We start from the raw sequence: 13,560 nt of genomic DNA on the forward strand, positions 1-13,560 counted from the left end.
GATTCAATCGAACCGATACGGAATGGAAACTGTCCTATACTTTGACTTATCTGTGATTTTCGGTGTTTCTTCGAATAGATACCCAAAATGTTTTCCCTTTCCAGTCTCCAAGCCCTTAAAGGCTCTTACATGTCTTTCCTCCATCTTGCGTGGCTCGACCTTCACCAATTTCACGACATTGCCCCGCTAGTGTTCGCAGGTATAGGGGGCGAATATAGGCAACTTGATTAAATTATCAGACATGCATTTACTTACAAAATTAAATGTGCTATCTTAAAAACAAAAAACATTGGGGTGTTAGTATGAAACCTTCAATTATTGTTATTACTACGGGAACTAGTGTTCTAAGGAACAAAGCTACAGACGAGGAAAGAGAGATATTAAACAGGACGGCCAACAAGAAAGAAACTGATTTATCCCATGAAGAAAAAAGCACTATAGATGATATAGCAAAACGCCAAAGCGACCTTTTGTATAAATGTTCAATCCCGGAAGTTAGGAAGCTTAGCGCAGAATTAAATGGCGTCCTGGGATTTTATCGATCGTCTCTAGAAGAGGGGCAAAATAACCTTCATTTCTTGTTAAGGAGCGACACATATCAGGGGGCCAAAGCTGCTGAAGTGATAAGCGAGTGGATGGAAAATAAAGGGCTTAAAGTGCAGTCTGAAAACTTTCCTGGTCTCAACACATCTAGCATAACGGATTTCACTTCAGCCATGTCGGATTTAATCAAATGGTGTGATCAAGTTCTGCCTGCTTACTCTAAAAATGGATATAGAGTGGTTTTTTGCCTGGTAGGGGGATTCAAAAGCTTTCAGGGGTTTATGCAAACCTTGGGAATGTTTTACGCTGATGAAAGTGTGTATATTTATGAGAACTCAGATGAACTATTGCGGTTGCCTAGAATACCAGTGGACCTGGAAAGCTCCTTCGCCTCGGTGATAAAGGAAAAGCATGCCATTGTCAGGAAAATGCTTTACAAGGAAATCCCAGCCTCAGAGTGTCAGGGACTTCCCGAAATCATTCTATATGAAATTGACGGTTTTTGTTCTCTGTCGCCTTGGGGAGAGCTGATATTCAATAAATTCAAGGAAAAATATTATTCCTCAGAGGTACTGTTACCCCCTCCGTCTACAAAGATAAAGATAATAAAAGAAAAAGCTTTAGAGAATATTTCAAGCGATGCGGCCCGCATTAGAGATTTCAATGAAAGACTGGATGACCTTGCCAGATTCTTGGAGACCAAACAAAACATAAATAGACTTGATTTCAAGAAGCTGAAAGGTAATCCTATGCCACCGTGCACTCATGAAGCAGACTTGAGTGCAGATAAAGGGGCGTGGCGCATCTTTGGATATTTCGAAGGAGAATGTTTTGTAATACATCATGTGGGAGAATCTAATCTTCACTAAAAATTGCTAGATATATATCCCTTAAATTGTCCCCTTTTGGTGCTTTACTTGCGTTAGGGGGTGCTTTTGATGCCTAAGGACAGTTCATCTGTAAGACTTAGCAGACTTTTGAATTTAATAAAGGACTTTATAACCAAAGAATCTATCAATAAAGAGGATCTTTACCATCGGCATGGCTACGCGAGCAAAAAAACCCTACAGAGAGACTTGAATTTTCTAAGGTATGAGTTGGACGTCCAAATTATCTATGACCGTAGGAGCAGAACATATCGGCTTGCTGAGTGTGGGCCTGGTTTCATGGTAAAATCTCCTCTTTCAGAAATGGAAACTTTAGCGCTGCTAGTGGGGACAAAGCTTTCAGGACACTTTTTGCCCTTCCTTTCTGAATCTACCAAGGAACTTATATCCAAGCTTAAAAAACTTATGCCAGAGAGCAGTCGTTTTCAGGCTGATACCCTATCAGAGGCAATAATACTAGCCAATCCTGTCTCTAGAATAGACGGTAGTATTTTCAAAAAAGTGGTGGACGCAATACATGCAAAAAAAGTGATAAAGGCCCAATACCGGTCGCCATACGAACTGCCCGTACCCCAGGAGCGAGTTCATCTTATCTCTCCTTGGTTTTTATATTTTAAGCATAAGGCTTGGTATGTATGGGGTAAAAGTAACCAATACGACAAAAGTGGCTCTTTTAGGATAAGTCGTTTTCGTTATGCTGAAATACGGGATGATATGAAATATGAAGAACCTCCCGAGAACATCAGGATAGAAGATTTGATTCACTCCGAAAATCCCTTTTGTGACGAAACTTATGACCTCAAGTTGAAAATAAAGGAACCTTTTGCCACTTCCGTAAAAGACATGCTCAACATGTATCCCCAGCAAAACATAATAAAAAAACCAGATGGGACAGTAGTTTTCTCTGCAAAGGTGCATAACCTTGAAGAAGTGAGCAGATGGGTTCTTTCTTCTGCCGATTGTGTAGAGATTTTAGAGCCCCAGGAACTGAAAGAAATAGTTAGGAAAAAGGCGATGACAATACTAAAAACCATTGGTTAATAGGAGTGAACAAATAATGTACAGAAGGATAATAACTACCGTAGGTACATCTCTTTTAACTAACCGAGATCGGCCATGGGGAGGCTGGAGGCCTCAGGCCAAATGCGAACTTCCTGATCCTATATCAGTAAGGAAATGGCTTAATGATACTGATCCAGCTTTAGCAAGTGCCGAAACAAACACCTTGAGAGCCATGGATATTTCTGAGCAAGATGAGCTGGTTTTTTTGCATTCTAACACTGAGGAGGGCACGTTTTGTGCTGCTCGACTAGCAGAGTATTACGAAAAGATTGCAGCAAGAACTACCATGGAAAGAATAGAACAACTAGGCTACAGCGCATCAAATTTCGATAAGGGGCTTAAGTGTCTTATAGATATTGTTGTAAAGCACGTAAGAGAAAGCAGAAATAAGGGGCAACTTCCTATTATTTGTGCAACGGGAGGGTTCAAGGCCGAGATAGCCTTCATGAACTTAATTGGCGCTTTGATGGAGGTAGAAGTTTTTTATATGCACGAACTTCATAAGGAGGTAGTAAGACTACCTATTTTGCCTCTTGCATGGGATGTTGCTTTCGTAGAGGAGAACAAGGACTTTTTTACTTGGATAGAAGAAGAGCCCCGTTCCAGTTCAGAGGTTGAAAGCTGGCTGAAAAAGGAGCCTAAATTACGGCCTCTTGTGGAAGATGCCCATGATGGTTGTACATATCTAACTAGTGCTGGGCATATGCTTTATAAGGCCGCAATGGAAAAAATTCAAGAAGGTCCTAGGGCTACATGGCCGCCTTCAGATCCTAAGCAACCTAAAGAAAAGAATAAAGTTTCTTCCACGGAACATCATAGGCCTAAAGGATGGGAACAGTTTGTAGAAGCGCTTTGTGAGATAGACTGCGTGAGCATGGTGCGTTACGGAAACCTCAACTGGAGCGGGCCGAAGGTTAAAATTTTGAGCCCTGAAAAGGGAGAGATATGTGTCAGATACACGAAAGACAACTTGAGTTTGCCTCTTTTGATATCAACCACTGCACGAGGAATGGAACAGACGCAGTTGGTGGCAAATTATATCTCAAAAAAAATTTCAAAGTATTGATGAACTCAACAAACCCGAGGGGAGGGACGTGTATGACCGAAGAGGAGAGAAAAGATTTTTTATATGACCTGGCTATGGGAGGACTTCTTCACGACGTAGGGAAAGTGGTGCAAAGAGCTAAGGGAGTACGTAAAAATCACATGGAAGTGGGGGGTGAGTGGCTTGCTGATCTAGGGCCACCGTGGGAGACATACGCTTGGGCCGCATTTTACCACCATACCGATCCTAGGGCGGCCACTGCTTTGAAAGAATTGCAGGACGCAAGTAAAGCCATTGGGGCTGCAATTATAGCTCATGCAGATAATCTATCTGCGTCAGAGCGAGAGGATGTCACAGGAAAATGGGATAAAGATGTGCCGCTGAGGAACATTTTCGATGTGGTTCGACTGAAAGATTGTGAGGGAAAAACGTCAGAAGATACTTATTTTCCTGTTACTCCCCTTGATGACAGAGGGCTCATAATGCCCGCAAGTAAAAAGAGCAGTTCTAAGGAATTTAACTACGGATCTCTTGAAGAGGGGTTGAAAGACACCCTAAAAGGCAGTTTTGGCGGCCCCACGTGGATTTTAAGGGTTCTAGAGAGATACACGTCTTTTGTGCCAAGCGATACGGCTATTGGGGAGGGACGTACCCCAGATATTTCTTTGTACGACCACTTGAGGACCACGGCAATGATAGCTGTCTGCATTGGCGATTTCGTGATGGAAAATTACCCACAGCTGTTGAGAGAGAAGGACCCAATGGAATGTTACAAGGCTTTAGAGCGAGAGCTTAAACGAGACAACGTGTCGCCTTTTTTGATGGTTGAGGGAGATATTAGGGGGATTCAAAAATACATCTACGACATAAGTGGCAAGAAAGCTTTAAGGAGCCTCAGAGCGAGGTCGTTCTATTTGGAAGCTGTTTTGGAATCTACCCTTTCAGATCTCCTAGAAAGCCTGGGTATGCCAATGACCCAAGTCCTCTTTGTTGGGGGAGGGCACTGGATTTTACTTTTGCCCAATACCAAAAGGGTAAATATGCAGCTAGAGGATTTCAAACAATCGCTTAACAGAAAACTGTATAAGTTGGAAGATGGCAAGCTTAGTCTATCCTTGGCATGGGTGCCCTTTGGTTGGGAAGATTTGAAGGAGAGTAAGCTGAACTATGTCTTCAAGCAAATGGCCCTTAAATTAGCTAAAGAAAGGTGCCGTCCTATGGATGGACTGTTGGATGAGATCTTAGGTAACCAAAACGACGACTACTTCAGCAAAAGCTGCATTATCTGCGGAAGGCGGACCGATGATTTGAAAAGTTTAGACCTCGAAGATGAAGATGGTTCTGCGTGCGAACAGTGTTTTTCCCTTACGAAGTTGGCCAAGGAAATTTCAGACCAAACAAATAAATACTTATACAATGAACCTCTTTCTGAAAATGTTGTAGTTAATATACTGGGCGCCCCTTATGGTGTTGCAAAAAACGCAAAGGATATACCCAAAGGAACCACTAGAGTGTTCGTTTTGCGAGATCCCCACAACAACTTGCAAGAAGAGGATGAAAGGTTCATCTCCTTGCCCTGGGCTGGCTATGCATGGGATGACGAAATTGGAAAGGTTTGCGATGACGGTTGCATTGGTGCCCATAAATTAGGAGCGCTTAGGATGGACGTAGATAATTTAGGTAGGATATTCGCCGAAGGACTTGATAAAAACAAATACAGCTTATCCAGGATAGCAACCATGTCCAGACTTCTAACACAATTTTTCAAAGTATATATACCAGTTATTGCTCGTAACCCTAATCTTCGTTTAGTAAAGGAACTCTTCACAGGAGCTCAGGAAAATGGCAGAAGGTTGATAGTGGTTTATTCAGGAGGAGATGATCTTTACGTTGTTGGTGCATGGAACGAAGTCATAGAGTTTGCCGTTGATGTAGTGGAATGTTTCCGCAAGTTTACAGGAGATAACCCTTCGGTGACCATTTCTGGCGGTATGGTAATGGCAGATGAGACCACCCCTATGTATATGCTTGCAGAAATGGCAGGTGCAGCAGAGGAAAGTGCCAAAGAGCATACATGTCAGGGGGTAAGAAAGGACAGCCTTGCTCTGTTCTACTCCGGAGATTTGGATGCTCAGGGAGTTTTTGACAAGAAATTCAATACTCGTAGGGAGCTTATGACTTTGATCGAAAAGTTGAAATCCTTCCTTAAAGACGCAGAATTTCCCAAAGACAAAAAAACAGTGAAACTTAAAGTTGAAAGAGCCTTCCTAAGGAAGATAATGGCTCTGCAAGAAATGGAAAGGGAAGCACAACCTTTATGGAGGGCTCATGCGGCTTATTCTGCTGGTCGCAGTAAAGAAAAATCCATCGAAAAGGACGTTTTTTCTGAAATGGAATCAGCAGAAAAGGACGCTTTGAGAATTACCAGTGTGTGTGCCGAATGGTTGGATTACATGATTAGATAAATGGAGGTGCGGGGCATGCAGCAAGCGTATACATTAATTAAAGCCAAAGAGGAAATAAGCAAATTGAAAAAATTAGAGGACCTAGATGGTCATAAACTTGTGGCCATAGGAAGAGGCATAGGAGAAGAAATTCATAGTGATGTGTCTGCAACGCAATTATACAAGTTTCATGAACACATAGTTAGGTTTGCTGTGAAAGTGGAAGCGCAGAAAGCAAACCTTATAAGTGGGAAGAGTGTGGATGTTAAAGATGCCAAGCTGCTTAGCTACCACTTGGCTTATGCTGCTGCACGGATCAAAAAAGAAAGAGAAAAGGAAAAGATGAAAGAGCTAGCTAATTTTTTCGATGTTGCACTGGATAAAGTCGAAACGGCTAATGATTTAGTCCGTTTAAGGCAGCTCTCGGAGGCAATAGTTGCCTATCACAAGTATGCTGGCGGTAGGTAGTCTAAAAGCTGTTTGTGCTTTCATATAGAACCTTAGAAGGAGGTATTGAGATGGAAAAGAAGAAACCCATAAAAGGTAAGGTTATACTGTCAGGAGAAATAGTATGTAAAACAGGCCTCCACATAGGAGCCTCGGATACAGGACTTTCTATAGGTGGGATGGATAATCCCGTCATAAGGGATCCATTGACTAAAACGCCTTATATCCCCGGTAGTTCTCTTAAGGGCAAGCTTCGCTCCCTTTTTGAGAGAGCAAAAGACATGGAGTTTAACAAGTATGGAGGAAACAACATATACAGACATGAGTGTTCTAACAGCGAGTGTCCTGTTTGCAGGTTGTTCGGCGCAAGTTCAGGAAGTGGCAAAAATATTCCTTCAAGGCTGCAGGTTAGGGATGCTTTCCTTTCCGAGGAAAGCCTCTCGAAGCTATCAGAACTAGATGAAGGCCTTCCTTACACGGAATGGAAAGCTGAAAACAGCTTGGACAGAATAACTTGTGCAGCGAATCCACGGCCTATAGAGCGTGTCCCAGCGGGTGCGACTTTTGAATTTGAACTTGTATATACGATTGAAAAGGATGAGGACCTAAAGGAGGACCTTAACAACTTACAGGCCATGCTAAGACTGTTAGAGGACGACGCACTGGGCGGTGGAGGCAGCAGAGGAAACGGTAGAGTTGAAATAAAGATTAAAGATGTCTTGGTCAGGAAGATCGGCCACTATATCGAAGGAGAAGATGAGATCAAGGTCGATTTGGACGGGGGCGACCTTGGAGCTTCTGTGGAAAAAGAGTATAAGGGATAACAATGTTGAAGCCTTTGGTCTTCCATCTTCGTTTCAAAAGTGGAATAAGACAGGGTACCCTTGCGGGCGATGTGAATCGCCAAATGGGATTTGTTGGCTGTTCGACCATTTGGGGAGGAGTAGGTTGGGCTTCTGCCCAAATCAACGGACCTGAGGTTACGGAACTTTTGGTGAGAAACTGCCGCCTGTCTTCTCTGCTTTGGAAGCGAGATGGGTGTTATTATGTTCCTGCTCCTGTTTTCCCCGTCACAGGAAAGGGAATTGATGACAGTAAGAAGCTAAAGAAGGTTCAGTGGGTGCCTGTGGATAAGCTCAACCAGTTTATTGCTGGTGAGATCAATTTTGATCCAGAAGTCAGACTTTTTACGGAAGAGACAGTGGTTTCTGCTGTCTTGGATAGAGCCACCAAATCTGCTGTTCCTTACCACAAAAGGCGTTTAAGGGTGGCAGAAGGAGTCGAAGGTGTTCTGATTGCTGAATGTCCAGAGGAAATGGTACCTCATTTTAAGGCGGCTATTAGCTTACTTAGAGATACTGGCCTGGGTGGTGAAAGAAGCGTTGGTTGGGGCGTTTTCGAGTTGGAGGAAGTCCCGGCTGTAGAAACTCCTTTTTGGGGGCTTCTGCAAAAAGAAAGTAAAAGATACATGACCCTTGGGGCCTACTTGCCAAAGCCGGAGGAATTGGCTCAAATGGTGAGAGAAAGGAATTATACAGGATACAATTTGTGGAGATTTAGAGGCTATGTGGGAGAAACTGATGTAATAAAGCCGACAGTAGTATGTTTATCTCACGGTTCCCTCCTTCCTTTCAAACCTGTTGGACAGGTAGTAGATATAACCCCCTCCAGGGTAGAACACCCGGTTCTTTTCAACGGCTGTCCGCCATCTGTGGCCGTGGAGCTACCTTCATTGGGGGAGGTGAAAGAATGAAAAGGTTACCTTGGAACATAAAAAAATACAAAGCAAAGTTTGTGGCTCTTTCTCCAATACACATAGGTACAGGAGAAGTTCTTCCTGCCTGTAGATACGTCTTGCCGCCAAAGGGCAAAGATCAAGGCTGGTGCCTCAAGGAGTCTTTTACAGCCAGGCTACTGGCTGAAGGCAGAGTTTCAATAAAAGATTATATGGAGCAACCTTTTTTCTATGATTCACATATTTTAAAAGGACATTTAGATAAAACAAATTTACTTTACCCTGTATCTTTTACTAAGGCTGCAAGAGAAAAACTCAAAAAAGAGGTTCGACCTTTCATAAGAGATGGTTTTGGAAGGCCTTACCTGCCGGGGTCTTCAATTAAGGGAATGCTGAGAACTGCTTTGGTGTTTTCTCTTTTGATGAACGACGGGCAAGAAAAGAAAAACTTACTTAATGAACTCAATCGACTTAGACCAGGAAGAATAATAGAAAAGATGAATAATGTAAACAAAAAGAACATAAAAGAAATACGAAGTAAAAATAACGATAGAGTCTCCCTTGTGGAAGGCCTGTTTCGATCTCTGGAAAAGCCCGATCCCAAAAATGACATATTGAGAGCAGTAAAGGTGAGTGATTCGGATCCCATAGAGACCCCGTTGGTCGTAGCTGCGGTAAACATCTTTACATCCAAGGATGGGGAGTTTAAGCCTCTCTCCAGTGGAACTCCGCCGATTTTTTGTGAAGTTGTAGAGCCAGGTACGGCGGTCTACTTCGATATTGCTGTAGATGAAGATCTTATGAAAGAACTAAGAGAAGATGCCAAAGTACAAATAAGGAATCATTACGATTTTCTTACGGCCCTACAAGACCATGCTAGGGTGATGGTTCATATTGAGAAAAATTTTCTCGAAAGAAACGGTGTTAACGGTATTTGGTATAAAGAATACGAGCAAGCGGAAAATGCAGATTCTGCCATAGTAAGACTTGGATGGGGCAGTGGTTGGACCGGTTCTTCGTTATTCCCGATTCTAGTGTGTGATAATCCTGAAGAAGAGACACCCAAAAGGCCATTATCTAGAAAAATTGTGATTTCAAGTAAAGGTGAGCCTAGAGCGATGCTAGGATGGGGGAAGCTTTACATAGAGGAGATCTCTTAGCAATGGGCAAAGTAGGTAGCATAGCTCTTTATTTGGAAGTATCAAACCAAGAAATTTGGAAAAACCATGAAGCTAGGGCTGCCTTTGTACGCCATGTATTTGGTAAGTATGAAGACGGGCTGCGGGCAGGTCCTAAGCTTGCAGCCCGTAAAGATTACGTTGGATTGCTTATTTGTGCTTTTACACCAATGGGATATAAAAGGATGCTTTTATGTTCAGCAGAAATATATGGAAAGGAACTAGAAGGACCATGGGGTAAAGCAAAATGTATCCGAATTGATGCTGATGACGGTACCCATCCTTGGATAAGAACGTTAGATTTAAGCAGTCCTCCTCTTTGTTCTATGTTGGATGCACCAGTCAAACTAAGGGTGCTTTCTCCTCTTAAAAGTCCTTTCTCAATACTTAAAGATCTTCAAGAGTCTCAACACATAATATGGGAATATTCAGGCAGGGAGGACCTAAAAGTGTTTGGGGACCTGCCTCATTGGATGTTTACCCATATAAGACTCCGTCCACATCGGGATGACAACTCATCGAAAACAGGTTCGTTAAATATTTTTAGCTCACACAGGATGGCTAATTTTATACTCCAATTTTCAATTTTGAGGGGGTTTGGATCAGAAAAAGGAAAGGGTTTTGGCAGTCTTGATGTGTCATCTTAAAAAACCCGGAGGTGATTCCACTGAGGCTAAGGATTAGATTTAAAATAGAAGCTGGCTCGAGTATAGATTTTAATTACCAGTGGTACTTGACTTCCATGATATATAAAGCTTTGTCTCTTTCTGCACCTAATTTCAGCAAGCAGCTCCATGATTCGGGTTATCCTCATTTAGCAGGGCCGACCTTCAAGTTTTTTACTTTCAGTACCCTTTGGGCTGGTAGGGGAGCGACTCGCATAATCAAGGATAGGTTGTATTTTCAATCTGATTCACTTCTTTGGAGATTTGATACGCCTGTTCCAGTGGTAGCATCGCTTTTTGCAGAAGGCCTTGCGTCCATGGGAAAGGTACATATTGGGTCTCTTCTTGCCCAGGTTGATGAAATTGTCGACGAACCTTTACCTGATTTTTCTAATGGTTTTGCTTCTTTTTCTTGTATATCCCCCATTGTTGCCAGTGTACCGGACGAAAAATTAGGACATAAGTATTTGGATCCACGAGGCAACCATTTCTGGGAAATTGTAAAAGGAAACCTCATGCGAAAGTGGGAAGTACTTTACAGACAGCCTTATTCAGGGGAAATAGAAATACACCCCGACGAAGAATACTTGGCTAAAAGGGATACAAGTAAGCTTATTTCCCTAAAAGGGCGGTATTTAGTGAAGGGACATTTGGTGCCTTTTAGCATAAAGGCGTCCCCTCAACTTATTGCTTTAGGTTACAGCGCTGGTTTTGGCGGGAGGAATAGCCTTGGTTTCGGCATGGTAGAGGCAGTAAGGTGGTAAAAAAGAGGTGGTAAATCATTCCAAACCAATTATTTCTGACGGAACAAGTTAGAATAGCCAGGCATAACAACACGTTGAAGCTTGAAAATCCAGAAAAAGGTATTAATATTCTTGTCCCAATACTGCAGATATCAGAAATTTTTGCCCTTGGAGGCGCAAGTCCTGACAATGCAGCGTTGAGCTTGCTTTCCGAGAAAAGCGTTCCTCTTCATATCTTCGAAGCAGGGCGTTATAAAGGGACGTGGATGCCGTATATATCGATTGTTTCAGGGCAAGTTAGCCTAGATCAGTATATGACCCTTTTTGATGAAGGCCTAGCCTTGTCCATAGCTCAAGAGATAGTTCGGGGCGCTTGTCGGTTACGCTGTGGGGTGGCTAGAAATTGGTTCCCAAAGGAGGATGAGGTTTGGGAGGATCGCTACCTTAACTGCTTGAGCGAATTTTATGCTAACCCAAAGGACAATGCTCCGAAGGTCTTTAATACTATCAATTCACTAGATGAAGATAGGCTTACGAAGTACATACAGAATGTAAGCTGTTATCCTCTAGTAGAAGGAATAGCTAAAGCTACAGTGGTATCCGCTTTCAGCAAGTTATCTTTGGACCCATGGGTTAGTGTGTTTTCTTGTCTGGATGTTCCCTCTAGTGCTTTATGGGATGACCTGTTTTTCCTATTTAAGCCCCTGCTTGTCGATTTGTGGCTTCCTATGTTTGGAGAGTGGCAAGGGGACATGAATGAGGTTCCTGAGCTTTACAGAAGGCATTTCACGAAAAGCTGTGCGCAAGATGGCAAGAAAAGTTGGAGTTTGCGAATGTTGCCAGTGAGAGAGGGATATGCCCTTATTTCTTGCTTTGTTGGCAATACATCTTATAGAGCTGCCAGGAGGGTGGTAATTCCTAAAGATGCGTCTTGATGATTTGATAACTTGCGGGTGGGCATCATGGTGCCCCATTGCTGGACAACTCTGGGATTGGGGAATCGATCCAGAAGAGGAGCTTGCTAGGTTTATTTCGGAAAGTAGTTGGTTTATCAATGGTGACGAAGAGGAAGAAGAATTTATGTTTGAAGTACTAGAGGATTTTGGCCCTCACATAAAATTCATAGGGAACTACCTTTATATAAAAACTACGCAGTGGCCGCCTCTGCATGTATGGGTAGGTGTGGCGTTAAGGCTGTTATTGGAATATCACTCCCAAATTGCTTATGCCTATGTGGTGGTCAGAGGGGATAACGAGGAAAAGAAGATAAGGGTGGTCCTAAATGAGCCAGCGAAAGCACACTTGGAAAAAAGTTGGGAAGATGTAAAACACGGTTATGTTTTTCGACCTCAGAATAAATGTCAGGCCTGTTTTATAAAAGATCTATGTTGGTTCTTGCAGGAGGTTTGAATATGCAAGAAGAGAAAGAGATAAATGTTATTCAAGGCTGGAGAGGTCCCTATGTTTCCATTTATATACCATCGGGCAACGATGTTTCTCCCTTTAGGTCTTTGAGGTTGGCTCAAACATTATACATTGGAGTACCTGAAAAAAGACTAAAAGCGATAAAGGCTTTGCTTAGAGGGGTGGCAGAAACATATAAATTGTGGGAGAAGGTATGCTTAAAAAGAGATGATAGTTCCTTTTTAGGCATTATTCAAAAGTTTACCTCAAACATTGAAAAAATAAAGGATGTGAAAGAGGGGTTAGGGGTTGAGGGTATTTTTCATCGAGATATTTTTGAGTGGTGGGGCAAAAAACTTCCAGCGGGTTTTGAGTTTAACGGCAGGAATAGGCAGCCACCCAGGGATCCTATTAATGCAGTTATATCTTATGGCAATAGTTTGATGTACAAGTTATGTGTGCCTCCGCTGCAAAAGGCAGGGTTCAATACGGGGTTGGGATTTTTGCATCAGCCAGGTAGAGGTAGGCATACTTTGGCTCTTGATGTAGCGGAGTTAGTGAAACCTATCTTTGTTGAGGCAGTTTGCTGGATAATGGTTAATGACGGCAGATTTACTAAAGACATGGTTACAGTAAAGGCCGAAGGATGTTTTTTGAATTCCGAGGGAAAGAAATTGTACAAGCTTGTTGTTGCTGAAATGGCGCAAAAAGTGCTGGGAGAAGGAGAAAAAAGTCATTTTGGATGGCCAGCCAGTTTACTGAAAACTCTAGAAGTAGCCTCTTTGCAAATAAGAGATGACTTAATTAAAGATAAAATTCCTCAAGCTTGGGTGCTTTGGGGAGGGTAGTGAGCATGTTTAGGGTTTTGGTCTATGATGTATCGCAAAAAAAGGTTTATAAGGTTAGGAAATACCTGTCTGACAAGATGTTTTGGGTGCAAAATAGCACTTTTGAAGGACACTTAAGAGATGAACAGAAACTTGTAGTGATGGATAAATTAAAGGAGCTCTTGGATCCTAGAGAGGACAGTTTGTTATTGTTTTCTACGGAAGCTGAGTTTGCGTGGGAAAAAATGATAATAGGCTTAGACAAAAGTTGCATGAGCTACCTTTTACACTGTGGAGGCGAGGAGGATGGTTAGCAAGGAGATTAACACTGTTGTCATTTATGATGTGGGACAAAAGCGTGTGGCGAAGGTCCATAAATTATTGAGTGGCTACTTGTTTTGGGAGCAAAACAGTGTTTTTTCGGGCAATCTATCATTGAAAGTTCTGAGGAAAGTGTTGTTCAAGGTAGACAGTTTGATTGATCCTAGAGAAGACTGTGTATATTGTTATCGTCTAAAATATCCCTTCAGCCTTCAAGTGGAACGTTGGGGTAAGTATGCCCAAAGACATAGTGAAATAA

16 protein-coding genes are annotated in these 13,560 nt (G+C 42.5%); all 16 read left to right on the top strand.

Going from position 1 to position 13,560, the window contains the following annotated elements:
• On the top strand, positions 1 to 190 hold a 190-nt coding region (locus V7Z69_RS08495), incomplete at its 5' end, for a hypothetical protein (protein ID WP_334139593.1).
• A 112-nt stretch (positions 191 to 302) separates the two neighbouring features.
• Complete coding sequence (locus V7Z69_RS08500; RefSeq protein ID WP_334139594.1) at positions 303 to 1,412, top strand: putative CRISPR-associated protein; 1,110 nt, start codon at positions 303 to 305, stop codon at positions 1,410 to 1,412.
• 69 nt (positions 1,413 to 1,481) lie between these two features.
• Positions 1,482 to 2,471 carry a helix-turn-helix transcriptional regulator gene (locus V7Z69_RS08505; protein WP_334139595.1) on the top strand — a complete coding sequence of 330 codons (990 nt, stop codon included), beginning with the start codon at positions 1,482 to 1,484 and terminating at the stop codon, positions 2,469 to 2,471.
• A gap of 16 nt (positions 2,472 to 2,487) precedes the next feature.
• The gene (locus tag V7Z69_RS08510) at positions 2,488 to 3,558 is read left to right on the top strand and encodes a putative CRISPR-associated protein (RefSeq protein ID WP_334139596.1); all 1,071 of its coding nucleotides are present in this window, start codon (positions 2,488 to 2,490) and stop codon (positions 3,556 to 3,558) included.
• 32 nt (positions 3,559 to 3,590) lie between these two features.
• Entirely contained in the window at positions 3,591 to 6,002 is a 2,412-nt protein-coding gene (gene cas10 / locus V7Z69_RS08515; protein WP_334139597.1) for a type III-A CRISPR-associated protein Cas10/Csm1, read from the top strand.
• Positions 6,003 to 6,017: 15 nt separating this feature from the next.
• A complete protein-coding gene (gene csm2, locus V7Z69_RS08520; RefSeq protein WP_334139598.1) occupies positions 6,018 to 6,449 on the top strand; it encodes a type III-A CRISPR-associated protein Csm2 in 432 nt (143 codons plus the stop codon).
• 50 nt (positions 6,450 to 6,499) lie between these two features.
• Positions 6,500 to 7,252 (top strand): type III-A CRISPR-associated RAMP protein Csm3, encoded by a 753-nt coding sequence (gene csm3 / locus V7Z69_RS08525; protein WP_334139599.1) that lies wholly within the window; start codon positions 6,500 to 6,502, stop codon positions 7,250 to 7,252.
• A gap of 2 nt (positions 7,253 to 7,254) precedes the next feature.
• A complete protein-coding gene (csm4, locus tag V7Z69_RS08530) occupies positions 7,255 to 8,181 on the top strand; it encodes a type III-A CRISPR-associated RAMP protein Csm4 (RefSeq protein WP_334139600.1) in 927 nt (308 codons plus the stop codon).
• Positions 8,178 to 9,323 carry a type III-A CRISPR-associated RAMP protein Csm5 gene (gene csm5, locus V7Z69_RS08535; protein ID WP_334139601.1) on the top strand — a complete coding sequence of 382 codons (1,146 nt, stop codon included), beginning with the start codon at positions 8,178 to 8,180 and terminating at the stop codon, positions 9,321 to 9,323. Before csm4 ends, csm5 begins: the two co-directional genes overlap by 4 nt.
• Positions 9,324 to 9,325: 2 nt before the next feature.
• Positions 9,326 to 9,988, top strand: coding sequence for a hypothetical protein (locus V7Z69_RS08540; RefSeq protein WP_334139602.1), 663 nt, complete (start codon positions 9,326 to 9,328; stop codon positions 9,986 to 9,988).
• A gap of 11 nt (positions 9,989 to 9,999) precedes the next feature.
• Positions 10,000 to 10,770 carry a CRISPR-associated endoribonuclease Cas6 gene (gene cas6 / locus V7Z69_RS08545; RefSeq protein WP_334139603.1) on the top strand — a complete coding sequence of 257 codons (771 nt, stop codon included), beginning with the start codon at positions 10,000 to 10,002 and terminating at the stop codon, positions 10,768 to 10,770.
• Positions 10,771 to 10,805: 35 nt separating this feature from the next.
• A complete protein-coding gene (locus tag V7Z69_RS08550; RefSeq protein ID WP_334139608.1) occupies positions 10,806 to 11,684 on the top strand; it encodes a CRISPR-associated endonuclease Cas1 in 879 nt (292 codons plus the stop codon).
• Positions 11,674 to 12,159, top strand: a complete 486-nt coding sequence (locus V7Z69_RS08555; RefSeq protein WP_334139604.1) for a hypothetical protein — start codon at positions 11,674 to 11,676, stop codon at positions 12,157 to 12,159. Before V7Z69_RS08550 ends, V7Z69_RS08555 begins: the two co-directional genes overlap by 11 nt.
• Positions 12,160 to 12,161: 2 nt before the next feature.
• Complete coding sequence (gene cas1 / locus V7Z69_RS08560) at positions 12,162 to 13,001, top strand: CRISPR-associated endonuclease Cas1 (protein ID WP_334139605.1); 840 nt, start codon at positions 12,162 to 12,164, stop codon at positions 12,999 to 13,001.
• A gap of 5 nt (positions 13,002 to 13,006) precedes the next feature.
• Positions 13,007 to 13,294: a CRISPR-associated endonuclease Cas2 gene (cas2, locus tag V7Z69_RS08565; protein WP_334139606.1), complete on the top strand. Its 288-nt coding sequence runs from the start codon at positions 13,007 to 13,009 to the stop codon at positions 13,292 to 13,294.
• On the top strand, positions 13,287 to 13,560 hold a 274-nt coding region (cas2, locus tag V7Z69_RS08570), incomplete at its 3' end, for a CRISPR-associated endonuclease Cas2 (protein ID WP_334139607.1). The genes cas2 (V7Z69_RS08565) and cas2 (V7Z69_RS08570), both read left to right, overlap by 8 nt.

It is taken from the genome of Thermovirga lienii, assembly GCF_036847465.1.
GTDB classification, from domain to species: Bacteria; Synergistota; Synergistia; order Synergistales; family Thermovirgaceae; genus Thermovirga; species Thermovirga lienii.

Excerpts from the sequence above, each read along its gene's own strand:
- V7Z69_RS08500 (WP_334139594.1), top strand. The coding sequence starts at position 303 with ATGAAACCTTCAATTATTGTTATTACTACGGGAACTAGTGTTCTAAGG.
- V7Z69_RS08540 (WP_334139602.1), top strand. The coding sequence starts at position 9,326 with ATGGGCAAAGTAGGTAGCATAGCTCTTTATTTGGAAGTATCAAACCAA.
- V7Z69_RS08555 (WP_334139604.1), top strand. The coding sequence starts at position 11,674 with ATGCGTCTTGATGATTTGATAACTTGCGGGTGGGCATCATGGTGCCCC.
- csm4 (WP_334139600.1), top strand. The coding sequence starts at position 7,255 with ATGTTGAAGCCTTTGGTCTTCCATCTTCGTTTCAAAAGTGGAATAAGA.
- V7Z69_RS08505 (WP_334139595.1), top strand. The coding sequence starts at position 1,482 with ATGCCTAAGGACAGTTCATCTGTAAGACTTAGCAGACTTTTGAATTTA.
- csm5 (WP_334139601.1), top strand. The coding sequence starts at position 8,178 with ATGAAAAGGTTACCTTGGAACATAAAAAAATACAAAGCAAAGTTTGTG.
- cas2 (WP_334139606.1), top strand. The coding sequence starts at position 13,007 with ATGTTTAGGGTTTTGGTCTATGATGTATCGCAAAAAAAGGTTTATAAG.
- V7Z69_RS08510 (WP_334139596.1), top strand. The coding sequence starts at position 2,488 with ATGTACAGAAGGATAATAACTACCGTAGGTACATCTCTTTTAACTAAC.
- csm3 (WP_334139599.1), top strand. The coding sequence starts at position 6,500 with ATGGAAAAGAAGAAACCCATAAAAGGTAAGGTTATACTGTCAGGAGAA.
- cas1 (WP_334139605.1), top strand. The coding sequence starts at position 12,162 with ATGCAAGAAGAGAAAGAGATAAATGTTATTCAAGGCTGGAGAGGTCCC.
- csm2 (WP_334139598.1), top strand. The coding sequence starts at position 6,018 with ATGCAGCAAGCGTATACATTAATTAAAGCCAAAGAGGAAATAAGCAAA.
- cas10 (WP_334139597.1), top strand. The coding sequence starts at position 3,591 with ATGACCGAAGAGGAGAGAAAAGATTTTTTATATGACCTGGCTATGGGA.